We start from the raw sequence: 25715 nt of genomic DNA, 5'->3' as shown, positions 1-25715 counted from the left end.
TCGGGGGAAACGCGCGATCAGAAGTTCTTGGTGAACCCGACAAACACGCCGCGTCGCGGCCCGTATTGCGGCGCGCCAACGCCGATACCGGAACCGTCACGGAGCTCGTAACTGCGATCGGTGACATTCATCACGGCCAGACGCGTGTTGATTTTTCCAAGCGCCGGCAGATCGAAATCGCGGCTCGCGGAAATGTTCACCTGGTAATACTGCGGCAGATGCGCGCTGTTGGCGAAGTCGGCGCGCAAGCCCGAGCCGTAGATGAAATCCACACCGAGTTTGGTGCCGTCCCAGTTGTAGTTCACACCGCCGTTGCCGGTCAGGCGCTGGTCGTGATCGAGGTGCACCCAGTGCGTGGCGATGTAGTCGAGTTCGTCCTGCGCGAAATTGTACTGGCCGGTGACGACCTGTTTGCCCATCGCGCGATTCGCCGAAACATTGAGGTACGCGCCGAAGTCTCCGGCGCTGTAGTTCGAGGTGAATTCAAGGCCACGCACGCGGCCTTGATTATAGTTGAACGGCGAGAAAATCAGCGCCGCGCCGAACTGTCCTTCATCGAGCAGGTTGTGGACTTTGCGGTAATACGCATCGAGTCCTAGTGTCAGGTTTTCGGTGATCTTTTGCGAAATGCCGAGATCGAAATAGTCCGATCGTTCCGACAAGGTTTGCGCGTTGACGTTGGTCGGCAGCGCGTTGGTCGTGCCCTGGAACAAGGCGATGTCGGTCTGCGAAATCAGCTCGGCAGGCGGCGGCGTGAAGTAGCGCGCGTAACCGGCGTGCAGCGTGGTCGCATCCGACCATTGATAGACAAAACCGAGGCGCGGACTGATCTGTCCTTCGTTGACATATGCATCGACCTTGTCGGCGCGCAGTCCGTAATTCATCGTGAGTTTGTCGCTGAGTTTCCACTCGTCCTGCAGATACAAACCGTAGGTACGTGCGTTGATGTGCGCGGCGTTGTCGATGATGCTGAGCGGGGTCGAACTGGTCTGATTGCCATCGGCATCGGCGGGAAATACGAGCGATGTGCTGTTGCTGACCGGATGCTCCGAACTCGCATATAGGCCGTAGCGCACGGTATGGCGATCGCCGAACGGCGTGGAGAAATCCGCCTGCAAGGTATCAGCGCGATTGCTGCGACCGATCGTGCCGGCGACGCCGTTGAAGATCAGGTCGCCGATCGGATCAGGCTGATAATTCACGCTGGTATAGCGCCGGCCAAGCGAGATCTGATAATCGGTGTAGCCGAAATGTCCCTGCAGTGCGAGCACGCCAAAGCGCGTGACTTCGCGCTGCCGCTCATCGAGATTGGCCGAGTCGAAGCCGTTCACACCGGCGAGGGTGTAGACAGGTTCCTGTCCCGGGTTGTTTGGAATCTGGAAACGATTATTGGTCACACCGGCCATGAAACTCAGCCGCGTATCGTCGTTGAGCAGATACGACAAATAACCGAAACCCTTGCCCTGATCGGAGTGGTCATGAATCGGCGTGCGCGAGGCGGTCGGATTTTCGATGCCGATGTCGCTCTGGTAGAAATTGCCGGTGACAAAATAACTCCAGCGATCCTGGCTGCCGTACAACGTGATGTCGGGATTCACTGTGCCGAACGATCCGGCAGTGATGCCGACGCTGCCGCCGAAACCTTGCGCCGGTGTAGTCGTGGTGATATCGACAATGCCGGCGGTGCGATAACCGTACTGCGCCGGCAGCGCGCCCGTGAGTAGTTGCACACGATCGATCACACGTGTGTCGAGGCTTTGACCAAACCCGCTGATGCTCTCGGGAATGATTACGCCGTTGATGCGGTATTGCAGGTCGGCGTGATCGCCGCGCACATGCAACTGGCCGTAACTGTCGTTGACCACACCTGGCGCTTGCAGCAGCACCTGGTTCAATGGCGTGGCTGTGCCGAGCGGCAATTGTTCGATCGCCTTGTGATCCATCACGTATTGGCTGGCGCCGATATCCGGCGAAAGCTGGTTGCGCGATTCATCGAGCTTGGCGCTGACATCGACAGTGTTCAGACGCGTCGAGCCGGCATCGCTTGCTGCATCGGCATTAGCTGTCGCCGCATCCGCGGGTGCGGCATTGACCGGCAATGATACGGCCAGCGATACGTGCGCGTGGCATAAGGCAAAGGCGATGCTGATGGCGAGCAAGCGCCGAGTGGTGGATGGTGTAGTCATGTGGATATGGGCCGAAAGCGAGAGTTGAATTAGAATGTTATATCATAACAAATTAAGCAAGCTGTGCCAGAAGTCACTGCGGCGCTAGATCGTGCTTCGGCCTGGCACGCAGCTAACCGCTGTGAGTAGTAAGCGCGCGTGCTGATAGCGTTTGCGCGATGGGAGTCATCGATCGCACAGAATGGCGAGATCGAGAAATTGCAGATGAAAAAATGAGTTATCGCCATCCGAACCCGAAATTGATGACGTAGTTTGAAGGCAGACCGATGCGCCCGCGGATGGCGCCGCGACAACGACTACGCTGCGCTCGCAATATCCCTTTCAGTCGCTAACGCCCGCGCCGCGCGCTCTCGAAGCCCGGCTCAGCCGCCCAATTGCGCGTGGTAATAGCCGTGCGATTCGTGCAGCGTGATCGCATGCTCAAACGCGGCGCTGACCGATGCGGATTGCAACACCTCGGCCTTTGCTCCGTCGGCAGCGATTCGTCCGTGGCGCAGTAGAATCACACGTTGAATTTCCGGAATCACTTCGTCGAAATGATGCGTGACCAGAATCACGGTGCGTCCCTGCCGCGCGAGATTGCGCACGATCTGCATGAAACCAAAACGCGCGACCAGATCAAGTCCGGTGGTCGGTTCGTCCAGAATCAGCGCCTGCGGTTCGTGCACGAGAGCGCGTGCGATCAGCACACGTCGCGCCTCGCCGGTGGACATGCAGTCGAGCGATTTTTGCGCCAGTGCGAGCGCGCCGACATTATTCAGTGCCGCGTATGCGCGCTCGCGCATCGAGTCATCGATCTGCGCTTGCTCGAAATATCCGAGGCTCGCGAAAAACCCGGACAGCACGATATCGAGCGCACTCAGATGATTGACCGCGTGCGCATCGAGCAAGGCCAGATGCATGTCTGACGAGACGATGCCGAGTTGCCGACGCAGCGCAAAAACATCCCAGCGCTCGCGTCCGAATACGCGTACCGACGGTGTGCCATCCACATGCGCGAGCGGATAATGCTGCAAGGTCAGCAGCTTCATGAGCGTCGATTTTCCAGAGCCATTCGCGCCGATGATCGCGGTGTGTTCGCCGCAGTGGATCGCGAGCGTGAGGCCATCGAGGATGTATCGGCCATCGCGCATGACACTGGCATCGTCGAGTTCGAGAATGGTCTGATGGCTGCTCATGGTCTGATCAATAATGCACGAACTGCAGCCATACGATACCGATGGCAAGGGTCAATAAAGTCAGTGGAAGACCGACGCGCGAATATTCCCAGAATGAGATCGGCACGCCTCCGCGTTTTGCGCTCTCGACCACGATCAGGTTGGCGACCGAGCCGAGTATCGTCAGGTTACCGGCCAAGGTGCTGGACATCGCGAGGGTCAACCACGCGTTCGATTGCGCGGCCGGTGTTATCGCGTGCATCACCGGCTCGAACAGCAATACCGCAGGAACATTGCTGACCAAGTTCGACAGCGCCGCCGAGGCGAGGCTCAGCAGGCCGGCCGATGGTGTCTGCAACCAGCGCCAGTGCGCCACATCCCAGCCGTTGACCACATTCAGCTGAAACGCATGCACGACGACAAAAAGTCCGGTGAACATCAGCAGCAGGCTCCAATCGATGCGCCGATAAATCTTTTCGGATTTGATGCGGTCGACCAGCAGAACTGCAGCCGCACCGATCGCGATCAGCGCAATCGGCAGTCCGGTAAAAAACAGAATGACGGTGACGACAGCGACGATCACGCTCTTGGTTTGCAGCCAGCGATGGATCGGTCGGTCCGGCACTTTTTCCTGATGCGGGATATGTTTGTCGGCGCCGATTTTGGCGTTGGCTGGTTGGCTAGGTACGAGGTCGGGATCACGTTTTGCAGCGAGTCTTTTTCGATAGATCAGCGCGATCAGAAAAAAATCGACGAGCAAGCCGAGCAACGCGATCGGCGCGAGATGCAGCGCAAAATCCAGATACGAAATCTGCGATTGCACACCGATGATCATGTTTTGCGGATTGCCGGTGATCGTGGCGACCGAGCCGATATTCGCTGCGGTAGCGAGGCCGATAAGTTGCGGCAACGGATCGAATCTGAGCTTTTGTACGAGATGCAGAATCAACGGCGTGATCGCCACGCAAACCACATCGTTGACCAGAAATGCCGAGAGCACCCCGCTCAGAAAAATGATGGTCGCGAGCAAAACATGCGGCGTGCGAATTCGCGCGAGCAAGACATTGGTCAGGCGGATAAACACGCCCGACAACTGCAGAAATCCGACCAGCACCATCATGCCGAACAACAGCAGCAAGGTTTCGTAATCAATCGAATCTGCCGCGACCGCTTCGCGCAAGGTAAGCACACCGAGGCAAAGCATCAAGGTCGCACCGACCAATGCAATCGCCGCACGATCCATGCGTGTGCCCGGCACCTTGCCAATCGCCAGACCTAAATAAGTCAGCGCAAAAACAATCCAGGTGATCCAGAGCATCGGTGCAAACAAATCCTGTTTTCAAAGTGACATGCTGTATGCAACAACATTGGCGCTGATGATTCTATATTGATCCACGAACATCAGCGCTCTAGGCTTGGTGCAGAAAGATCCGCCGCATGAGAGTTCGAATAACATCGGCCAGTGCGCAAGCGGAAACACGTTTTGATTATTCCGCTTTTGCAAATTTGTATACTCGACATAGACCAAGGATTTGCGTCGCTCTTCATCAAACCCGACCGTCGCGTGTCGCTGCATTTTCTGCCGCACCCGCGGCGCGTATTTCAAGTCTTAGCTTATGGAGTCGCAATGTCACATTCTGATAGCACCGCGAACATTTTTATCGGCTCTATGGGCATGTCGATTTTTCTCGCAGGGTGTGTCTCGGCAACGCGTCAAACGGAAAAAATTGACGCTGCCAGCTTGAATCGTTCTGGACATGTATCGTAGGTATCCATCGTGGCATCTGCTTCAGATCGTTATGCGTCTTTGCCGGGTGTTCATTACGAACGGCCGTCGCCATTGCTGGACAATCCCGAACGCATTTATCCATGGGTACTTTTGCCTCAGCACCTTCCACCAACCACCATGCGCATTCGCCTCATAGTTGACGAAGAAGGACACGTAACTCAAGTCCTAGCTCTGGAGCAGCTTCAAGAGATTCAACGAGCATACTTTGCGGCAATATAGTTGGCAGTGACGAAGTGGAAATTCTACCTACTGGTCAAAGTGACTGACGGGCCAGGCCATACGAGCGTGATCGCATACGGCAGCACCACGACGTATGAGGGCGAGGCGATCCCGCTTCCGTTCCATCAAGACTACGCATTCTCCTTCCAGCAAATAGACGGCAAAGGCGTCGTGAAAGTGCGGTAGGTTTTTGAATCAGTGGGGCGATGCTTCCTCGACGCGCACTGCATCCGCACAGCGCCAAGTGAAGCTAGCAATGCTTATTGCCCCACGTTGCGCGTAGTGCCGGATGCAGATTGAGACGATCATCCCACGAAGGAAGTGGGCTCAAGAAAAATTACAGTGACGCTAGCGTTCGATCATTGGAATCCACTGGCGAAAAGCAGATCGTGCACTATCGTTCCTGTTGCGGGACTGCCGCTGATCAGACTGTTGTATTGGGTGTTGAGTAATATCGATACAGCACTTATACCCGTGTCCGCAACGATCAGATCTGGCTTGCCGTCGCCATTGAGGTCGGTGGCAGTTACCCAAAAGGGATAGCCGCCGGTGGCGAAGGTCTGTTGTGTTGCGAAGTTTGGCGTCGCTGCCCCTGGCATTGTCGTGTTGCGTAGTACCGAGACCGTACTGTCCTTGTAGCTCGCGACGATGATGTCGGGTTTGCCATCGCCGTCAATATCCGCGTAAGCGACCGAGAAAGGGTGTGCGCCTGTGGGGAAGGAGTGCTGTGCACTGAAACTGGCTACCGCCGAGGCCTGCTCTGTGGTGTTGAGCAACACTGAAACACTGTTGCTCAGGGTATTTGCAATGATCAGATCCAGTTTGCCGTCCCCATTTACATCGGCGGCAACGATAGATTGGGGTGCCAGTTCGGTTGCGAAAGTCTGCTGGCTTGCGAAACTCGCCGTTGCGGCGCCTGGCGGTGTGACATTGACTAGCACCGATACGGTATTGTCTATGGCGTTTACGGTAGCCAAATCCGGCCGACCATCGCCATTGATGTCGATGGCGACACTTTCGATGCCATGTAGTCCCACAGAAAAACTCTGCAGAGTGGAAAAGCTCGACGACGATGCACCGGGTGGTGTGGTATTAAGCAACACGGAAACGGAGCCTGCAGCGAAGTTTGTGACAATCAAGTCAGGTCTACCATCCCCGTTCACATCAGCACTAATGACATCCGATGGCTGCGCTCCCGTGCTGAACGCCTGCCGCGGGGAAAACGTTATTTGAGTCGCGCCGGGCGTAGTGGTGTTGAGAAATACGCAGATGGTATCGCTATCTTGATTCGCGGTGATGACGTCCGGTATCCCGTCACCGTTGATATCGGCAATTGCGACAACGTATGGCCTTGCGTCCGTGGCAAATGTTTGTCGCTGAGTAAAGCTTTCCAAGCTGTCAGCTGACATTGTTGCGTTTAGCAGTACAGAAAAAGTGTTGTCGTCGTAATTGGGCATGATCAGATCAAGTTTGCCATCCATGTTCAGATCAGCTGCGGCGACGGATGTGGGGCCTGTGCCGGCAGCGAAAGATTGGCGGGTGGAGAAGCCCGGCAACGCGCTTGTCGCTGCCGTGGTATTGAGCAATACCGAAACCGTATTGTCGCCAGTGTTGGTGACAATGAGATCCAGTTTGCCATCGCGATTCATGTCGGAAATTTTCAACGTGTTCGCCTGCGATCCGGCAGGGTTGAAAAGCGGCAATGTGCTGAAGCGTGTCTGGCTCGCCCCGGCGGGGGTTTGATTGAGCAGTATGTCGACTTCGCCCAGCGCGAGTCCGCTGCCTTTGGCTGCCACCGCGAGGTCAAGTTTTCCGTCGCCATTGAGGTCGGCAGCGACCACTGAAACAGGGCCGAAGCCCGGGAAAAACATTTGTGGCATTGCAAAACTCGGAACGGGCGCATTCGCTACAGTCGTATTCAGCAGAACGCAGACGGCGGGATTGATGCTGTCGTCGGTGGTGATTATCAGGTCAGGCCGACCATCGCCGTTGATGTCCGCAGTAATCACCGAAGCAGGTCCGGTTGAGGTAAACAATGATTGTTGTGTCGAAAAACTTGGCGCAGATGCACCCGTTATCGTGGCGCTGAACAGCACCGAGACGGTATTCGCATCATGGTTGGTCACAATCAAGTCGACCTTGCCGTCGCCGTTCATATCGGTAGCGGCGACTGAAACGGGGTGCGACTGGGTCGCAAAGGGCGTTTGTAAACTGAAGCTCAGTGGCGATATGCCCGGTACTATCGTGTTGTTGAGCAATACCGAGACGCTATCGGCCAGAGTGTTGGTGACGATCAGGTCAAGCTTGCCGTCGCCGTTGATGTCAGCAGTTATTACGCTGCTCGGGTGTGCGCCTGTGGCGAAGATTTGTTGAGTGGCGAAACTGGCGGACAACGGGAACGGTGCTATGACGGTCGTGTTGAGCAGCACGGAAATCGTGTTATCGCCGGAGTTGGCAACGATGAGATCAGGCTTGCCGCCGCCGTTGACATCTGCAACCGTCACTGCAACCGGGTTTGATCCGACGCTGAATGTCTGTGCTGGCGCATAGTTGGTCATGCTCACGCCCGGTGGCGTGATATTCAAAAATACCGACACGGTATTGTCGGAGGCATTTGCAACGATCATGTCCGGCGCGCCATCGCCATTGATGTCGGCAATAGCGAGCCCGCCGGGAGCGGCGCCGGTGGCGAAAATCTGCTGTGTGGAAAAACTGGGCGTAGCGCCAATGCCCGTCACACTATCCAGCACGAGCTGAAAATTCTTGTCGGGGTCGGCGGATGCATCGGCGGCGAGCAGTATGGGAATATTTGCGCTTGCGGATCCGGCCGGAATCAGCAGAGTGCCGTAGTTGACGTAATAGTCGATACCCGTAAACGCGGTGCTGTCGACAGTATGATAGTTAAGTATCGTGTCGTAGCTGGTATCGCCACTGCGTGTCACCGGGAAATTGATATTTACCGGCACACTGCTGCTGCCTTTGCTCGCAGCAGAAATCGCCACTGTTGTGGTATCTGCTGAAGCGCAAACGCTCAAGCAAAGCCCTAGCAGCAAAGTTGTCGCACGCAAACGCCGCGAAGTTCTATAGGACACGAAGAATTCTTTTTTGCCGTGCATGAACTACTCCTTGATACGCTCCCGAGATGGCTCGGGATTCCCAGTGGTGACTTGTGGATTTCGGCAGTTGTGTCGAAACAATTGCGCCTACGATTGGGCGCATTCTGCCGACGATGCATGACTATTGGAAGATAATATGTGCTTTACCATTGACCAAGAGTCATGGGTCGACGCTCGATGAATCGTGATTGTTGTCCTGCACAGCGAGCGGCGGGGAAAGATGAAGCAAATTAACGTTCCGGCGCCACAGCTGTGCGTAGCACCGGATACAGATTCAGGCGCTCATCCCACGATGAATGTCGCTTCGCAAAAAACTGCAGGCGCGCTTGCGGGTTCTTGGCAAAATCCGCGTCGTCGGCCAGTTTTTTCTTGAACTCGGCGGCCAGCGCTGGATTCGCAGCAAGCTGTTCGCGCGCGACGTCTTCGGCGACGTATTCCTCCATGTATTCCTTTTGCTCGAACGCGTTGTTGAACTCACCCCATGCGGCCAGCGAATCGGGCGCTTGCGGTTCGAGCAACTCCATCACCAGACGAGATTTGGCCTGAGCGATCGGTACGAATAATGCGCCGGCAGCGAGGTCGCGCGATTCGGTTTTCCATGCGCCTTGCACCGTCAGTGTTTGATGGCCTTCGAACGATTGCGCTGAAAAATTCGCCTTGCTCGCGCGGAAGGCTTCGACCTCGACCTTTGCTTGCGGCGCATTGACGACGCGAAACTCTATGCCGTGTTGCTGCAGTTTCAACGCCACCGCGCTCGCGAAAGCGACCGGAACCAGATAACCCGATTGTGGCGCGGCGATACTCACGATCGGCTGAATATCGTCGTGCAGCGGCAGCTTCCAAATCTGTGGTTTTTTTTCATCGTAGTGCGTCATCAACGCACCGGAAACATCTGACATCGTGCGTGTGTAAGCGTAACCGCGGAAGTCGACAATGCGCGTCTTGGCGCTGGCCTTGTAGTCGAGTGGAACGGTTTGTCCGGCGAGTTTTTCAGCGCGCGTATCGGCGGCACGTGCGGCCTTCAACCAGTCGGCGCCGTGCGCGGCGATCTGGCCGATCACCGCGACGAGCGTGTTGTGGGTGATGCCGACGCGGGTCTTGTAGTTCTTCCACGAATGCGTCTCGACCAGCATGCCGAAACGATTGCGCAGCAAAAAATAACCGTCGGAAAAACGCGGCGGCGGCACGCTGTCTTCAAAGCCCGAGCTTGGATCGTCGTTGGCGATGAACGACGGATAATACGGCAGCGGCAACGAGCCTTTTTTGGCGACGTCGGCGATCACCGCATCACGCAGTACGATACCGGCCTTCTGCAGCTCGGCATCACCGGCATGCGCGGGTTCGACCTGGATCGAAACATCGTGCTCGAACTTGGCGCCGTCGGTCACGTGCAGATCGATGTAAGCGAGCGGATCCCAGGCGTTGACCAGACGCAGCATCGCCTGCATTTCTGGCGCGTCGGCTTTCACGTAGTCACGATTCAGATTGAGATTCTGCGCGGTCGTGCGCCAGCCCATTTCCTCGGGGCCGCGTTGGTTCGGACGGTTCCAGCGACCGAATCTTTCGTGGCCATCGACATTGAACACCGGCACGAAAATGATCACCTGTTTGTCGAGCACGTTGTCTAACGCACCTTTCGCCGATTTGTTGTCGAGGATCTCGCGCATGGTGAGAAAACCCGCGTCCTTGCCGTCGATTTCGCCAGCGTGGATGCCGCCCTGAATCAGCAGCACGGGCAGGTCGCGACTGCGCGCTTCTTCTGCCGTGAGCGCACCGGTGCGCGTGACGACCAGCGCTTTCATGGGCCCACCTTCGGGCGTGCGACCGAACTCGATGCAGCGCACCTGTTTCGGATAGGCATTCTGGAAAGCGTTGCACAACTCGATGACTTCATCGTAACGACCGGTCTTGAGAAATCCCGAACGCTCGGCGACAGTGCTGAGTGGATCGTTGCCGGCGGCATACACGCTGGACGCGGCCAAAACCAGGGTCGTTGCGAAAATCAGGTTACGCATCATGTCGGGATTTCCTGTAGATAAATTCGATAAGCCGGCGCCGCCGATTTGCTATTGGGGGCTTGCCGTGAACTGGCGTCGATTAGAACAAAGTCTGCAACGCCTGTCTTTCGCCCAAAGGTCATGTGAAAACACCCGGGCGACAGCGCAGCATAGAACGATCGGGCGGCCCGCGGCAGCGAGATGTTTCCAATGCAGGCTTGATTAAAACTCAACATGCGCTGCAAGCGCTTGGTCGCAGGAATGCCGCAGTAGCCCATTGACGGCTTCGATGCGCAGGCGGTTGATGCAATCGCGGAAACTCTGGCTGGCACCCCTACGCCGCGCATCCTCTGCAAGATTCGGCTTGCGACTATAAACCTTGTGCCAGTTCGCGAGTGAGTTCGGCTGCAGAAATCTCGCGACAACGGCTTGCATTCTGACCGGCCCAGAGTGGCGAGAAATCGCCGCCGCCCAGACTTTCTGCCTTGGCGCGAAGCGGTGCGAGGGCGGTTGCGGCGAGTGGAAATTCCGGCGTCTTTTCATCGATGGGACCAAGCTCGCGCATGAGGCGATTGGCGATTCCGCGCGCGGGGCGTCCGGTAAAAATATTGGTCAGCGCGGTATGCCGTGCGCTATCGCTTTTCAACGCGGCACGATGTACGGCGCTGGTATCGGCTTCGGCGCAAAGCAGATACGCCGTGCCGACTTGCACGCCCGCGGCGCCGAGTCGCAGTGCCGCGGCAACGTCGTTTGCATCGACGATGCCGCCCGTCGCAATCACTGGAATATTCACGGCCCGCACGATCTGCGGCAGCAACGCGAATATGCCGATTTGCGAATCCAGATCTTGCGTGAGAAACATGCCGCGATGTCCACCAGCCTCAAGACCTTGCGCGATGATCGCATCGACACCATGCCGCTCAAGCCAGGCGGCTTCTTCAATCGTGGTAGCCGACGACAGGATTTTTGCGCCCCAGCCACGCACGCGTGCGAGCAGTTCGGCGGACGGCAAGCCGAAATGAAAACTCACCACCTCGGGCCGGAATTCTTCGAGCAGATCGGCGGCTTCGTTGCTGAAAGGTAGACGTGGTGATGACGCGGAAATATCGTCGCTACTCAATCCGAATTCGCGGTAATACGGCGCGAGGATTTTGCGCCAGGCCGATTCGCGTTCTGCATTCGCCAACGGTGGGGTGTGGCAGAAAAAATTCACGTTGAACGGTTTGTCGGTCGCAGCTTTGATCGCAGTCAGTTCGTTGCGTAACGATGCTGTACTCAGCATCGCGCAAGGTAGTGATCCGAGGCCGCCAGCGTTCGACACGGCTATTGCCAGTCGGCTGCCTTGTACGCCAGCCATAGGCGCCTGGATGATCGGTAACTTTATGCGCAACAGCGCTTTCAGATCGTGCATCGGAATCTCTGGGTATCGTCATCGACAAGAAATAGTTTGCGTCATCTCCGCTGCGGGATAGGCGCTTTTTTTCGGATTGATTTGCGCGAAACATCATGGATTATCGAGCGTCCCCAGCGCTTCTTTATACTGCTCGGAATTCTTGAGTATCGTCATGTAACGAATCGTCCGCCGCGCGCTGCGCAGAAACGTCTCGCCGTTGAAGGAGCCGCGCGCACCGCAATAATTGCGGCACAAACCATCGGGGTCCTTGATCGTGATCGCCTTGTCGCTGACTTCGAATTGCAACCGGCAGACCGCATCGTTAGCGAATTTTTGCGTATCGTTGAACACGAATACGCCGGCCTGACTGAATCGCGCGATGCCGTGTTGACCGCAGCTGTGGCCGTTGAAAAATGCGAGGCTGGCGCGGAAATACACGGCATCTTCGGCAACTCGAACGATTTCCAGAATGTCTTCAGAAGTGTAATGCTCACCATCGACATTGCCGTTCGCAAATTGTTTTTTATAAACGCCATCGATCTGTGTTATCAACTTCGATGCCTGTGTGGCATCGCCTTTCTGCGCAAGCAGCTTTTCGGCCTTGTCGCGTTCGGTCTGCGCCATCGCAACGGCATGTTCAAAGTCGCTGACATCGCTGGTATAAGCGTGCAGCAGACAGTCTGAAGTATCCTTGGCGCCATTGCAGGTTTTTAGCGCGGCTTCGCGTACTACAAATTGTTTTTGGTAAAGCGCATCATCGTGTTTCAGCGCGTCGTATTTGCTGCCGAGGTCATACAGGCGCTGCTCCAGTGCCTGTATGTTCGCATCGTCACACCATGCCTGGCGCGAGTCGCGATCATCTGCGAAGCATATTGGCGTCGAATGCCACAGATAGGGCTGGGCACGATGGAAAACATAAGTCTGCGGAATCACCGCGCCGTCAGTGCAAAAATAATCGCATTGCGGACCACGTGATTCGGCATGGATTTGCCGTTTGCCGGCGATGTTTTCGAGTTTCAAATCGACGCGACACTGCTTTGTTTGGCCTTTTGCGTCTGTTAATTGCGTTGTTGCGGAATCATCCGTCGACCAGGTCATCTCGATATCGTGGTGGGAATCGCCGGAGAAATAATACTCACACCGCGTTTTTGCCGATTCTGCATTCAGGCGCATGCGGCAAGTCGAAGTTTCCTGCGAGCACGCGAAAATCGAAATACTGCCGCCATACAAATTCACGCCGTTGTCGGGCGACGACCATTGTCCCCATTCGCCTTGCCAATCCTGCGCGGATGTAGCGTGGCTGAAAGCGCACAGCGTGCCGAGCGCCAGCGCGGCGAACACATTGATGATCTTTGTATGGGTGTTCATGCGAAACAGTTTAGTCGCAAATCGAGTGCTTGGCGTGGCGCTGTCATGACCTGATTATGGCGGCGATGCGTTGAAGCTCTGGCGTGCTGCAAAGATAACCGCACCCCTTTGAATTCGCTGCCCGATTTACTGATAAGGCATCAACACATCCGCATCCATCGTATATGCCGTCGCCGCGGTGTCGTTGGCGAACTGCTCGATCTTGAGAATGCCCTTGACCCAGTACGGATCCCAGATTTCGGGTTGCTTCACGCCTTTTTTCAGGCGCACGTACAGGATCTGATTCGGCGGTGGCGGCGGTACGTGGATACATGCGCCGAAATACGGCACGAAGAAAATTCGGTCATTTCGCCGCTGTCGTTGGTCTCGACCGGAACGACATAACCGGGCAGCTTGACCTTCTGCCCGTTGAGTATCGGCACGGTCTTGGTCGAGCCGCTTTGTTGCGCACGCATCGAGCCGTCGTGATTCACCGGCGGCGGATTTTTCAAGGCTTCGAGATCGCCATCGGGCATCATTTCCAGCCAGTCGAGCTCGCGATAACCTTCGCTGTCAGGCTTGTTCTGCGCAGCCGCTGCGACCATTGCCTTGGCATCGGCTTTGCCTGCCGGTTTTGTTGTGGCTGGCGTTGCTGTTGCCGCTGGTGCGCCGGTTGCCGGTGAGGAGGTCGCGGATGAGGTATCGCGGCTGCAGGCGCTGCCAAGAGCCACGAAAAAAACAACGGCGATCAAGAAAATGCGGTATGAAAAAGTCATCGATGTTTCAAATTCAAAGTCGTAAAGAAAGGCCGTCGGCCAGCGAATTGCGATACGCGAGCGCTGCAGGCACGATGCCCGCGAACACTCCGCCTGCGGCCACCAGCGCGATCAATAACAGCTCGCGCAAGGTCGGTGCATTCAGGCTGATCAGGATACCGTAATGTGATTCGATCGGGCCTTGCGCGAACGCCAATGCCAGATACAAAAATGCGACGCCCAAAACGATGCCGAGCACGGTCAGCAAAGCCGCTTCGAGCACCAGCAAGCCAAAAATCACGCGTGGCCGCGCGCCGACCGAACGCAGGATCGCCATCTCGCGGCGACGTTCGTTGAGTGTGGTCACGAGCGCCGTGAGCATGCCGAGCAAACCGGCGATCACCACCAGCGCGCTGACGATCAGCAGCGCGTTTTCCGCGGTGCCGACCAAGCCCCACAATTCCTGCAGGGCGATGCCCGGCAGGATCGCCAGCAGCGGTTCGGCGCGGTAGTCGTTGATCTGTCGTTGCAAGCCGAACGTGGCCACCTTGGACTTGAGTCCGAGCAAAAACGCCGTGATGGTTTTTGGCGTGAGATCCATTTTTTTCGCGTCGTCGGCGGAGATCGTCTGGCCCGGCACACGTGCGCCGGATTGCCAGTCGATATGGATCGCCTCGATCGCGTGCAGGCTGATCAGCACGCTCGCATCCACCGGTGTGCCGGTACGCGCGAGGATGCCGGCGATGCGAAACGGTTTGTCCTTGTGCTCGACAAAACTCACCGCGCCCATGCCGTGCGCGATCACGATTTGCTGATCGAGCGTGTAGCCGAGTCTGGCCGCGACTTCGGCGCCGATCACCGCGTCGTAGACATCGTCGAACGGCTTGCCGGCATCGAACACCAGTTCGTGACGTGCGCCATAGTGATACCGCGAAAAAAATTCCGGCGTGGTGCCGACCACACGAAAACCCTTGTGCGAATCGCCCAGCGCAATCGGCACCGTCCACGCTACTTGCGGCGACGCGCTGACTTCCTGATAACTCTGCCACGATACATCGTTGGTGGCATCGCCGATGTGGAAAATCGAATACAACAAAAGATTGACCGGGCCGGAACGCGCGCCGACGATCAGGTCGGTGCCAGAAATCGTGCTCGCAAAACTGTCGCGCGCCTGGCTGCGGATTTTTTCCACACCGAGCAACAAGGTCACACTCACGGCGATTGTGAGCACGGTGAGCAGCGCCGCGAAACGGCGATTGATCAGACTTTTACACGCGAGCGGAAGCAAGGTCATGCTGCGGTGGCCGTCGCAAAACTGCCAGCGCGATTGATCGCTGCGAGTTTGAGTGTGCGCGAAAACAATGGCGCGAGGCCGAGATCGTGGCTGACGAAAATCAGCGTGGTGCCGACTCTTGTACATTCGTCGAACAGCAGTTTCAGAAACGATACCCGCGTGTCGCTATCCAGCGCAGACGTGGGTTCATCGGCGATCAGAATTTCCGGCGCGCCGATCAGCGCGCGCGCCACCGCAACTCGTTGTTGCTGGCCGACACTGAGCTCGCTGGTCGAGCGCTGATTTAATGCGGTCGCGTCGAGGCCCAGCTCGCGCAGCAAGCGTGTCGCTTCGTCCTGCAACGAACCACCGTTCGCCTGCGCGCGTTTTGCGCGGGTCGGCGAAAAACGGCAGGGCAGCGTGATATTTTCGATTAGGCTCAAATACGGCAGCAGGTTGAACATCTGGAACACAAAACCGATATGATCGGCACGGAAACGATCACGCAGCGATCCCGAAAATTTTTCCAAGGATTGACCCAACACCTCGATGCTACCGTGTTGCGGAATGAGCACGCCACCGAGCAGACCGAGCAGCGTACTTTTGCCGCTGCCGCTCGGACCTTGCAGGAACAGGCGTTCGCCGCGAGCGACCTGCAGCAGCGGGATCTCCAGCACATCGTGACCACGCGGCCACGCGAAACGCAGATCGCGCAGAGTGATGATGGAATCGGTGGCAGGTTTTTCGGTCATCGTACTAGCCTACGGGGTTTGCGGGGATACGTCGCGGCGATTGCGTACTCTTGCCTGCCGCTGTGCCATCGACAATCGGCATCGGCACGGGCAGTAGTCAATCCGACAACGTATATGTTATATTATAACCACAACGTCGTGCCGGAGATCTTCTTGCAGCCATCGCAATCACCCAAGCCACCGGGAAAATTGATCCGTCTCGCCGATCGGCTCGGCGCGTCAGCGGCGTTTTTGTGCGCGCTGCATTGTGCGGCATTGCCGTTCGTACTTGCATTGCTGCCGGCGCTCGGCCTGACATTTCTTGCCGATCACGGTTTCGAGCACGCGTTCATCGCGTTCGCCACGGTGCTGGCATCGGTGACGCTCATTATCGGTTATCGCCGCCATCACGTTTTTCGCGCGTTCTGGTTTCTGTTGCCGGGCCTGGTTTTGTTGTGGACCGGCTCCGCGCTCGATGGCCATGCCGGCAGCACGACACATGCCTTGTTGGTGGCAACCGGCGGCACGCTGGTGACGATTGCGCATCTGATCAATCTGCGTCTCTCGCACGTGCAGATGCATGTACACGATTCGTTTTGCGTTCACTGAAACGTCGTCGTAATACTTCTCTATTTTTGCTGAGAATGTTCGATCAAACGCATGGTCATGCTGACGCAGGTGATTGTGTAACGGCGCCGACTTTGCCTAGCATGAGCTTCCTTATCCGCCGCTGGCGATCCACAAAATGAGTACGCCGCATTCGCACGATGACGATGACGATCATCCGCATGCATCGCACGCAGCGCATGCCATAAAAGATCGCGCCATAAAAAATCAGGCCATAAAAGATCCGGCGCCGACCTCGCGCAACGAATCCCGTCTGCTACTCGCATTCGCCCTCACCTTGATCACCTTGCTGGTCGAAGCCGGTGGCGGCTGGTGGTCGGGCTCGCTCGCGTTGATCGCTGATGCCGGCCACATGCTGGTCGATGCGTTAGCGTTGCTGCTGGCCTGGGCCGGCGCGCATTTTTCGCGACGTCCGCCCGATGCGCGACGCAGTTTCGGTTACGCCCGCCTCGAAGTGCTGGCCGCCTACAGCAATGCGCTGATCCAGTTTTTGCTGGTGGCGTGGATCGTCACCGAAGCCGGCATGCGCCTGTTCAAGCCGGAAGCGATCTTGTCCGGCGTGATGTTCTGGATCGCGCTAGCCGGGCTCGTTATCAATGCGCTGGTGCTGCGTGTGTTGCATGTCGGACCGCATGCGCACGGCGATCATGGTCATGCGCATGGCGATGAAGATCTGAACATGCGCAGTGCGAATCTGCATGTGCTGGGCGACCTGCTCGGTTCGCTCGGCGCGGTGGTCGCAGCGTTGCTGATCCGTTATTTCGGCTGGCTGCAGGCCGACCCGATTTTGTCGGTGCTGGTATCGCTGTTGATCCTGCGTGGCGCGTGGCGTTTGCTGCAACGCTCGGGGCATATCCTGCTCGAAGGCACGCCGGATAACATCGATCATGCGCAAGTCACGGCAACACTGTTGCAGGATGTCGCCGCTGTGCAAGACGTGCATCACTTGCACTTTTGGCAACTCGTCGGCGGCGCCCACATGGCGACCTTGCATGTGCGGCTTGCGACCAGCACCGACGCCGAAAAAATCGATAGCGACCAGGTGCTGCGCGACATCAAGCAGCTCTTGCACGAGCGTTACCAGATCCGCCATGCCACTGTGCAGATCGAGCTGAAGGCTTGCCCAGATATTCAGTGTCACGACTGATCGTTGCCGGCTCATGCCACCGCGCACACGCAATATCGCCGTCATCGGTGGCGGCACGGCAGGTGCGGCAAGCGCGTTATTTCTGGCACGCGCCGGCCATCGTATTACGCTGTTCGAGCGCGTCGATAATCCCACCGCAGTAGGTGCGGGCATTCTTCTGCAACCGGCGGGAATGCGTGTTTTACAGGCGCTCGGATTGCTCGATGAAATTCTCGCTCACGGCGCGCGCAACGATCGTTTGTTCGGCACCAATGCACATGGCCGCACCGTGCTCGACGTGCGTTATCACGATTGGGATGCGCAGCAATTCGGCCTCGGTCTGCATCGCGGCACGTTGTTTTCAGTGTTGTGGCAGGCGGTGCTGGTTGCGGCTATCGAGGTGCGCATCGCAACCGCGGTGACGCGTTTTTTTCATCACGCCGACAGCGTTGAATTGTTCAACGACGACACATCGCTTGGCGAATTCGATGGTGTGGTGATTGCCGACGGCACCCGCTCATCGCTGCGCGCATCGCTGTCCATTCCGCAGACCGTGACGCCATATCCGTGGGGCGCGTTGTGGGCGATTATTCCCGACGACGGTGTGACTAGCGGCGTCTTGCGCCAATGGTTTCGGCACGCCGGACAAATGCTCGGACTGATGTCCACAGGGTATGCGTATCAGCAAAAAAATCTGCCCGTGATCAGCCTGTTCTGGAGCCTGCGCGCGGATCGCTTGGCGCACTGGCGCAATGAAGGTTTGCAGGCATGGAAAGACGATGTGCTGGCACTCGCGCCGATCGAGTCGGTGCTCGCGCATATCCGTTCGCCCGAGCAACTGACGTTTGCGAGTTATGCCGACGTACGCATGCGCCACTGGCACGACGGACGCGTGGTGTGCATCGGCGATTGCGCGCATGCGACCAGTCCGCAACTCGGGCAAGGCGCGAATCTCGCGCTGGTCGATGCGGCGGTTCTGGCGCAGTGTCTGGCCGCGCAAGACGACATCCCGACAGCGCTCGCAAGCTACTCGCAAAAACGCCATGCGCATCTGCGTTATTACCAGACCGCGAGCAAATGGCTGACGCCTTTTTTTCAATCCGATTCGCGCGTTGCAAGCGGTTTGCGTGATGCCTTGCTCGGGCCGATCTGTCGTGCGCCGATCGCGAAATATCACATGGCAAAAACCCTCAGCGGCACCAAGACCGGCTGGCTGTTCGGCGATTTGCCGGACGAAAATTTCTGACCCAAGACCCTTGGGCAGATCGCCGCATCGCGCTATCCTCTGCTACTGACTGGGGAGTCCGAATATGCCATCCAATTATCGACGGGGTTTGCCGAGCCTGTTGCTGATCCTTGTGCTTGGCGGTTGTCAAACGACCGCACGCATCACGTCGCCATCCAGTTACGATCTGATCGTTCGCCACGGCACGATTTACGATGGCAGCGGATTGCCCGGGCGCATCGCCGATGTTGCCGTGCGCGGCGACCGCATCGTCGCGATCGGCGACTTGCATGCGGCCCAGTCCACGCGCGAAATCGACGCGTCGGGTCTGGCGGTCGCACCGGGTTTCATCAACATGTTGTCGTGGGCGACGGATACCCTCATCGCCGATGGACGTTCCTCATCAGACCTGATGCAGGGCGTCACGCTGGAAGTATTCGGCGAGGGTTGGTCGTACGGCCCGCTGACGGATGCGATTAAAGCCGACATGAAAAAAGAGCAGGGTGATATCAAATACGACATCACCTGGACCACGCTCGGCGAATACCTCGAATTCTTGCAGCACAAGGGCGTGTCGACCAATGTCGCGTCGTTTGTCGGCGCCACCACGGTGCGCCAGAATGTGCTCGGTGATGCCAATCGCGCGCCGTCGGCAGACGAGTTGCGACGCATGCAGAATCTTGTGCGCGAAGCGATGCAGCAAGGTGCGCTTGGCGTCGGTTCGGCGCTGATCTATGCGCCTGGCACTTATGCGACGACCGCCGAATTGACTGCGCTCGCCACGGCCGCGGCGGAGTCGGGCGGCGGTTACATTTCGCACATGCGCAGCGAGGGTGATCGCCTGCTCGAAGGCATCGATGAACTCATCGGTATCGCGCGCGCCAGCGGCGGTCACGCTGAGATCTACCACATGAAAGCTGCGGGTCGCGACAACTGGTCGAAGATGCCGCAGGCGATCGCGCGCATCGCGGCGGCGCGCGCGCAAGGCGTGTCGGTCAGCGCCAACATGTACGCCTACACCGCGGGCGGCACTGGTCTCAATGCGTGCATGGATACGGCGCTGCAGGAAGGCGGCATGGACGCGTGGATCGAGCGCTTGAAACAACCGCAGATTCGCGCGCGTGTAGTCGCTGAAATGCGCCGCCCCGGCAACGGTTGGGAAAATATCTGCTACGCCACCGGCGGGCCGGAACATATCCTGCTGAACGGCTTCAACAGCGAAAAACTCAAGCCGCTGACCGGCAAGACGCTGGCGCAAGTTGCGGCGCTGCGTGGCACGTCGGCGGAAGATGTGGCGGTCGATTTGATCATCGAGGATCACTCACGCATCGACACGATTTTTTTCATCATGTCCGAGGAAAACGTCAAACTCGGGCTGAGCCAATCCTGGGTCAGTCTCGGTTCCGACGAAGGCTCGTACGCGCCCGAAGGTGTGCTCGCCAAACTGCAGCCGCATCCGCGCGCCTACGGCAACGTTGCGCGTTTCCTCGGTCGTTATGTGCGTGATGAACATGTCGCGGTTCTGCCCGATGCGATCCGCCGGCTTTCGGCGTTGCCCGCGGAGAATTTCAAGCTCAAGGATCGCGGTCACCTCGCGCCGGGTTATTTCGCCGATATCGTGGTGTTCGATCCGGCTACGATCGCCGACCACGCGAGCTACGAACAGCCGCAGCAATTCGCCAGCGGCGTGCGCGATGTCCTCGTAAACGGCGTGCAGGTGTTGCGCAACGGTGAACATACCGGCGCGATGCCGGGACGTGTCGTGCGCGGCCCGGGTTATGTCGCGCCCGCTGCACACTGACCATCATTTCGTATGCCATCCCCGTTTTCCGCGAAAGGGAAATAGTCATGAAATTCGCTCGTATCGCGGCCTGCGCCGCCACCTTGTTGCTGGGTTCATTGTTGTTTGCTAACGACGCGGCGTTTGCGCAAATCGCGGCGTCGCCCGATCCACACAAGACGCCGGTCGCAGCGATTGCCACTGCCGCGCCGAACGTGTCGCCGAAGCCGAACGAGGCGCCGCCGGCAACGCCGGTGGTGATCACGCCGGCACCGCTGATCGCGCCGGCACAGCTCGCCGAATTTGTCGATGGTGTGGTGCGCGCCTACATGACCAAGGATGGCATCGCCGGTGTCACGGTGGCCGTGGTCGATCGCAACAGCGACCTGCTGCTGCGCGGTTATGGCACTGCGGCGTTCGATCCACCGCGCGATGTCGATCCCGCTTCGACGCTGTTTCGTATCGGTTCGATTTCCAAGACCTTCACCTACATCGCGACCATGCAGTTGATTGAGCAAGGCAAGTTGCAGCTCGATGCACCGATCAATAATTATCTGCCCGAAAAACTGAAGCTGATCGATGACGGCCACATGCCGATCAAGCTCTGGCATCTGCTCAGCCACACCGCGGGTTTCGAGGACAGCGCACTCGGTCATCTGTTCAAGAAATCGAGCAAGGATGTGCTGAGTCTCGACGACTATCTCGCGCGTTATCGCCCGCAACGTGTGCGCGAACCGGAAACGCATGCGGTGTATTCGAATTATTCGGTCGGGCTGCTCGGCGCCATCGTCGCGCACGTATCCGGTGAGCCGTTCGAGGTTTATGTCGAGCGGCACATCCTCGTGCCACTCGGCATGCAGCACACTACCTTTCGTGAACCGTTGCCGGCGAGCGATGCGCGCCATGTCGATGCGGCGCTGGCGAAGGCGTGGTCGAGTGGATTTCATCGCGCCGCTGGCGGATTCAAGACCGAGCCGTTCGAATACATTTCGGCGCTGAGTCCGGCGGGCGCCGGATCGAGCACGGCGGCCGACATGGCGCGCTACATGCGCATGCTTTTGAATGGCGGCAGCCTAGATGGCAAGACGATTTTGCCGGCCGCGAGTTTCGACGAACTCGGCAAGATCACCTATCGCAACGGCGACAAGGTTGGCGGCATCGCGCACGGATTTTTTCGCATACCATATGGCCGTTACGAAAGCCTCGAACACGGCGGCGCGACCTTGTATTTTCTGTCGGACATGGTCGTGCTGCCCGAAGCCGGAGTTGCGGTATTCGTTTCGGCCAACACCGATAGCGGACGCGAATTCGCAACCACGTTGCCGCGCCTGATCTTCGAGCATTTTCTGGCCGATGCAAACCCCAGCGCGTTGCCGCAACCGGCCAAGGATTTTGCTATCAGCGGTCAGCGTTTTGTCGGCAGTTACCAGAACGAGCGACGCAATTATTCCACGCTGGAAAAGTTTTTCACCGCGATCGACAGTGTGGTCGACGTCGGCATTACGCCTGAGGGTTATCTTCTCGTCAGCGATGGCGCACAGGCCAAACGCTATGTACAGGATGGGGCGTTGAGCTTCCGCTCGGTTGAGAATGATCAGCACATCCAGTTTTTCGCCGATGCCACGGGTCGCATCAGTGGTACGGCCGGCGCTTATGGGCACACCTATTCCGATCGCATTGGTGTGCTCGATGCGCCATCGACCTTTGCGCAGATAATGGCGCTGCTCGCGTTGACCTGCATCGGCGTTCTGCTCTGCGTCTGGCGCCGTCGCGCGTTGCCGATACCGCGCAGCTCACGGCGTGGCGCACCGAGCGCCGTCGCCGCGCTGGTGGCCGCGACATTGATCTGGCTCGCATTTCTCGGTACCGCCCTCGTGACGCTCGCGCAGATCGCCGCAGGCGGCAGCGATATCGTGTTTGTCTATCCGACCACACCGCTGCGCGTGACTGTGGCGTTGGCTTACGCCGCGACAGGCTTGACCGTGCTCGCCGTCGTTCTGTGGCCGTCGATCTGGAAAGTCCGCTACTGGTCGTTCTGGCGCAAATTCCGCCACACACTCGTGCTGCTGATCATGCTCGCGAGCATCGCGATGTTGTGGTACTGGAATGTGCTCGGCGCGCATCTGGCGGTCGGGCAATAGCGCGACACGATTTGCTGAGCGCTGATTTATCTTGCCGGCTTTATTGAAACCTCAAGTTATAGATTCACCGTTGCACGCTTGCCCAGCACATCCGCATGTTGTGCGAGCCACGCGCCGGTCTGCGCATGGCCGAGATCGCGCAGATTGCGCAGGAAACTCAGGCGCGTATTCATGCGTGTTTTCGGACTGTAGCTGTCGAGCGATTCGCCCGGTTCGATGAGATGCATGCGCATGCTGTTGAGGCGATCGCCGATCCAACTGCGTACCGAATCTCCCGCCAGTGATTCGCGCGCCTTGAGCAAGGTGTCCAGCTCGCGCAGGAATGTAGTCGAGAAACCCAGCTCGACGATGCGCAGCGAAATCTCGCGCACATTCTTCGGTGGCTGGGCGTGTTGCAACGGCTGCACCAGCACCGACAGGATATCGTTGGCATCGCAGCGATACAGCAACGGTTCGAGCGCTGGATTGCCAGCGTAACCACCGTCCCAATACATCTCGTCATCGATGATCACGGGCGCAAACAACTGCGGCAGACAAGTGCTCGCGAGCAGGACGTCAATCGTAAGCTGGGCATTGTCGAACAAGGTCAACTTGCCATCGCGCACGCGTGTGGCCGCGATGAACAGTCGCTGCGGCGATTCAAGTCGCAGGCGCTCGAAATCGAATAATGAATTCGCCATGCCACGCAGCGGATTGATGCCTAGCGGATTGATTTCCTTCGGCGTGAAATAGCGCGTGAGTTGCAACATCATCGCGCTGGCAGTAGCGCCCGCCGGTGTTGCCGAGGCCCAGCGCATCACGCTGCTTTGATTGCCGACGGTTTCCCACAACGTCTTGAGTTTGGCGCGCGCGCCGTCGCGACCATCTTCCAGCCAGCCTTGCGCCAGGGCGAGGGCATTCATCGCGCCGCTGCTGGTGGCGCTGATGCCATCGAAACTCAGCAAGGGTTCCTGCAATAGTCGATCGAGTACGCCCCAAGTGAACGCGCCATGCGCGCCGCCGCCTTGCAGCGCAAGGCTGACAGTGATTGGCTGGTGCAACATCGCGGTCACATTTTCCATGCGGACGATCATAACGTTTTGTGGCGAACACGTATTTCGATGCTGCCAGGCGTTGGATAATCGCTGATCGTTGCGGCCGATTCCGGTTTTCGCAGAGGCTCGATACGGTTTTGCGCAAGCCCGGTAATGCGCGCCGATGGCGGCAAATTCCATTCTCGCTAGGCTTTTTTGTTGCGCCGGGCCACGGAGCTGGTAAGCTACGCGGCCGTTTCCGCTAGTTTTCTAAGGAGTTTTCATGGGCCGTGGTGACCGCAAGACCGCCAAAGGCAAAACCGCTATCCGTAGCTATGGCAACGCACGTCCGCATTCTGCGACGAAGGCCGTAGTGACCAAGTCTGCCGTGACGGCAAAACCCGCCGTCAAGAAAGCAGCTCCGGTCGCCGCCAAGAAGGCACCGGCGAAAAAGCCCGCTGCCTGAAGGTTGTACGCGTCGGCTTGATCGAGCCGGCGTTAGCGTGAGTTGTAGAGCACAAGCCCCGCTTCGGTGGGGCTTTGGTTTTTCTGCGTCCGCGATTTACTGGTGCCGCTGTTGCGACTGCGCAGAAAACGATCATCCAGTCAGCTGATGCGGCATCCGTCGATGATGATGCGACGTGCAAGATTGCCGCCGATCCAGTAACACAATTCGGCCGGATGCTGGATATCCCACAACACCAGATCGGCGCGTTTGCCGACTTCGAGTGTGCCGCGATCGAGCAGACCCAGCGCTTGCGCCGCATGCACGGTCGCACCACGCAGGGCTTCTTCCGGCGTCAGTCGAAACAGAGTGCAGGCCATGCTCATGGCCAGGCGTAATGACAGAACTGGGGAAGTGCCCGGATTCAGGTCGCTCGCAATCGCGATCGGCACGCCGTGTGCGCGCAGCGATTCGGTCGGTGGCAATTTTGTTTCGCGCAACGCGTAAAACGCCGCGGGCAACAACACTGCCACCGTGCCCGCAGCGGCCATCGCCGCAACGCCGGTTTCGCTGGTATGTTCGAGATGCTCGGCGGAGAGCGCGTTGAACTCGGCCGCCAATGCCGCGCCATGTCCATCGCTGAGCTGATCGGCGTGCAACTTCACACGCAAGCCGAGTCCGCGCGCGGTTTCGAATACACGCCGCGTTTCGCTCGCGGTAAACGCGATCGTTTCGCAGAATGCATCCACCGCATCGGCGAGACCGGCATGTGCAATCGCCGGCAACATGCGCACACAGACTTCATCGACATAATCGGATTGCCGGCCCGAAAATTCCGGCGGTATCGCATGCGCGCCGAGAAATGTCGTGTGCACGGTAATGCCCAGCGCTGCGCTGATTCGGCGTGCCACGCGCAGCATTTTTTCTTCGGTTTCCAGATTCAGGCCGTAACCGGATTTTATTTCCAGCGTGGTCACGCCGTCCTGCAGCAGCGCCTGCGCGCGCGGCAACGATTGTGCGAATAGTTCATCCTCGTTCGCGGCACGCGTTTGCCGCACGCTGGATACGATGCCGCCGCCCGCGCGCGCGATTTCCTCGTAACTTGCGCCCTGCAGGCGTTGCTCGAATTCGCTGGCGCGATTGCCGGCAAATACCAAATGCGTATGGCAGTCGATCAAGCCCGGCGTGATCCACGCGCCCTCGACGGATTCGACATTGACGCTGAGCGATTCGGGTTTGTCCGGCAATTGCGACTGCGCTGCGGCGAAGGTGATGCGGCCGTCTTTCCAGCCGATTGCGGCGTTTTCGATTGCGCCGTAAGCAATACCGTTAGCCGTCATGCTGGCGAGTCGGCAATCGAGCAGCAATCCGTCCCAGCGCGATATCGAAGTCATG

17 protein-coding genes and 1 pseudogene are annotated in these 25715 nt (G+C 58.0%); 6 read left to right on the top strand and 12 right to left on the bottom strand.

Annotated elements, in window-relative coordinates:
• Window positions 1–17: 17 nt before the first annotated feature.
• From ELE36_RS12150 to ELE36_RS12105, 10 genes and pseudogenes are all read right to left on the bottom strand, one after another.
• A complete protein-coding gene (locus ELE36_RS12150; RefSeq protein WP_129833654.1) occupies window positions 18–2186 on the bottom strand; it encodes a TonB-dependent receptor in 2169 nt (722 codons plus the stop codon).
• 362 nt (window positions 2187–2548) lie between these two features.
• The gene (locus tag ELE36_RS12145) at window positions 2549–3364 is read right to left on the bottom strand and encodes an ABC transporter ATP-binding protein (protein WP_129833652.1); all 816 of its coding nucleotides are present in this window, start codon (window positions 3362–3364) and stop codon (window positions 2549–2551) included.
• A gap of 7 nt (window positions 3365–3371) precedes the next feature.
• Window positions 3372–4661, bottom strand: coding sequence for an anion transporter (locus ELE36_RS12140; protein ID WP_129833650.1), 1290 nt, complete (start codon window positions 4659–4661; stop codon window positions 3372–3374).
• Between the two features lie 1049 nt (window positions 4662–5710).
• Window positions 5711–8467 (bottom strand): FG-GAP-like repeat-containing protein, encoded by a 2757-nt coding sequence (locus ELE36_RS12135; RefSeq protein WP_129833648.1) that lies wholly within the window; start codon window positions 8465–8467, stop codon window positions 5711–5713.
• A gap of 230 nt (window positions 8468–8697) precedes the next feature.
• Window positions 8698–10485, bottom strand: coding sequence for a M14 family metallopeptidase (locus ELE36_RS12130; RefSeq protein ID WP_129833646.1), 1788 nt, complete (start codon window positions 10483–10485; stop codon window positions 8698–8700).
• Between the two features lie 349 nt (window positions 10486–10834).
• Complete coding sequence (locus tag ELE36_RS12125) at window positions 10835–11875, bottom strand: NAD(P)H-dependent flavin oxidoreductase (protein WP_129833644.1); 1041 nt, start codon at window positions 11873–11875, stop codon at window positions 10835–10837.
• Window positions 11876–11968: 93 nt separating this feature from the next.
• Window positions 11969–13225 carry a hypothetical protein gene (locus ELE36_RS12120; protein WP_129833642.1) on the bottom strand — a complete coding sequence of 419 codons (1257 nt, stop codon included), beginning with the start codon at window positions 13223–13225 and terminating at the stop codon, window positions 11969–11971.
• A 126-nt stretch (window positions 13226–13351) separates the two neighbouring features.
• A pseudogene (locus ELE36_RS20805) lies at window positions 13352–13740 on the bottom strand (DUF3299 domain-containing protein).
• Window positions 13741–13993: 253 nt separating this feature from the next.
• Window positions 13994–15253: an ABC transporter permease gene (locus tag ELE36_RS12110; protein WP_129833640.1), complete on the bottom strand. Its 1260-nt coding sequence runs from the start codon at window positions 15251–15253 to the stop codon at window positions 13994–13996.
• A complete protein-coding gene (locus tag ELE36_RS12105) occupies window positions 15250–15984 on the bottom strand; it encodes an ATP-binding cassette domain-containing protein (protein ID WP_129833639.1) in 735 nt (244 codons plus the stop codon). Before ELE36_RS12105 ends, ELE36_RS12110 begins: the two co-directional genes overlap by 4 nt.
• 114 nt (window positions 15985–16098) lie before the next feature.
• Between ELE36_RS12105 and ELE36_RS12100 the strand changes: the two genes are divergently transcribed.
• The 5 genes from ELE36_RS12100 to ELE36_RS12080 all read left to right on the top strand — a co-directional run bounded on the left by ELE36_RS12100 (window position 16099) and on the right by ELE36_RS12080 (window position 22862).
• Window positions 16099–16572 carry a MerC domain-containing protein gene (locus ELE36_RS12100; RefSeq protein WP_129833637.1) on the top strand — a complete coding sequence of 158 codons (474 nt, stop codon included), beginning with the start codon at window positions 16099–16101 and terminating at the stop codon, window positions 16570–16572.
• 136 nt (window positions 16573–16708) lie between these two features.
• Window positions 16709–17737 carry a cation diffusion facilitator family transporter gene (locus ELE36_RS12095; protein ID WP_129833635.1) on the top strand — a complete coding sequence of 343 codons (1029 nt, stop codon included), beginning with the start codon at window positions 16709–16711 and terminating at the stop codon, window positions 17735–17737.
• A 13-nt stretch (window positions 17738–17750) separates the two neighbouring features.
• The gene (locus ELE36_RS12090; protein ID WP_129833633.1) at window positions 17751–18962 is read left to right on the top strand and encodes an FAD-dependent oxidoreductase; all 1212 of its coding nucleotides are present in this window, start codon (window positions 17751–17753) and stop codon (window positions 18960–18962) included.
• Between the two features lie 64 nt (window positions 18963–19026).
• Window positions 19027–20742 carry an N-acyl-D-amino-acid deacylase family protein gene (locus ELE36_RS12085; protein WP_129833631.1) on the top strand — a complete coding sequence of 572 codons (1716 nt, stop codon included), beginning with the start codon at window positions 19027–19029 and terminating at the stop codon, window positions 20740–20742.
• Window positions 20743–20789: 47 nt separating this feature from the next.
• Window positions 20790–22862: a serine hydrolase domain-containing protein gene (locus ELE36_RS12080; protein ID WP_129833629.1), complete on the top strand. Its 2073-nt coding sequence runs from the start codon at window positions 20790–20792 to the stop codon at window positions 22860–22862.
• Window positions 22863–22918: 56 nt separating this feature from the next.
• Here ELE36_RS12080 and ELE36_RS12075 read toward each other — a convergent pair whose 3' ends face one another.
• Window positions 22919–23923 carry a patatin-like phospholipase family protein gene (locus ELE36_RS12075; protein WP_129833627.1) on the bottom strand — a complete coding sequence of 335 codons (1005 nt, stop codon included), beginning with the start codon at window positions 23921–23923 and terminating at the stop codon, window positions 22919–22921.
• Between the two features lie 235 nt (window positions 23924–24158).
• On the opposite strand from ELE36_RS12075, the gene ELE36_RS12070 reads away from it, so the two are divergent.
• Window positions 24159–24341 carry a 30S ribosomal protein THX gene (locus ELE36_RS12070; RefSeq protein ID WP_129833625.1) on the top strand — a complete coding sequence of 61 codons (183 nt, stop codon included), beginning with the start codon at window positions 24159–24161 and terminating at the stop codon, window positions 24339–24341.
• 140 nt (window positions 24342–24481) lie between these two features.
• Here the strand turns inward: ELE36_RS12070 and hutI are convergent, their stop codons facing one another.
• Complete coding sequence (hutI, locus tag ELE36_RS12065) at window positions 24482–25714, bottom strand: imidazolonepropionase (RefSeq protein ID WP_129833623.1); 1233 nt, start codon at window positions 25712–25714, stop codon at window positions 24482–24484.
• Between the last annotated feature and the right edge of the window lies 1 nt (window position 25715).

Source organism: Pseudolysobacter antarcticus (genome assembly GCF_004168365.1).
GTDB classification, from domain to species: Bacteria; Pseudomonadota; Gammaproteobacteria; order Xanthomonadales; family Rhodanobacteraceae; genus Pseudolysobacter; species Pseudolysobacter antarcticus.
Note: the sequence above shows the minus strand (reverse complement) of the source record. Positions and strands in the feature narration are given on the sequence as shown.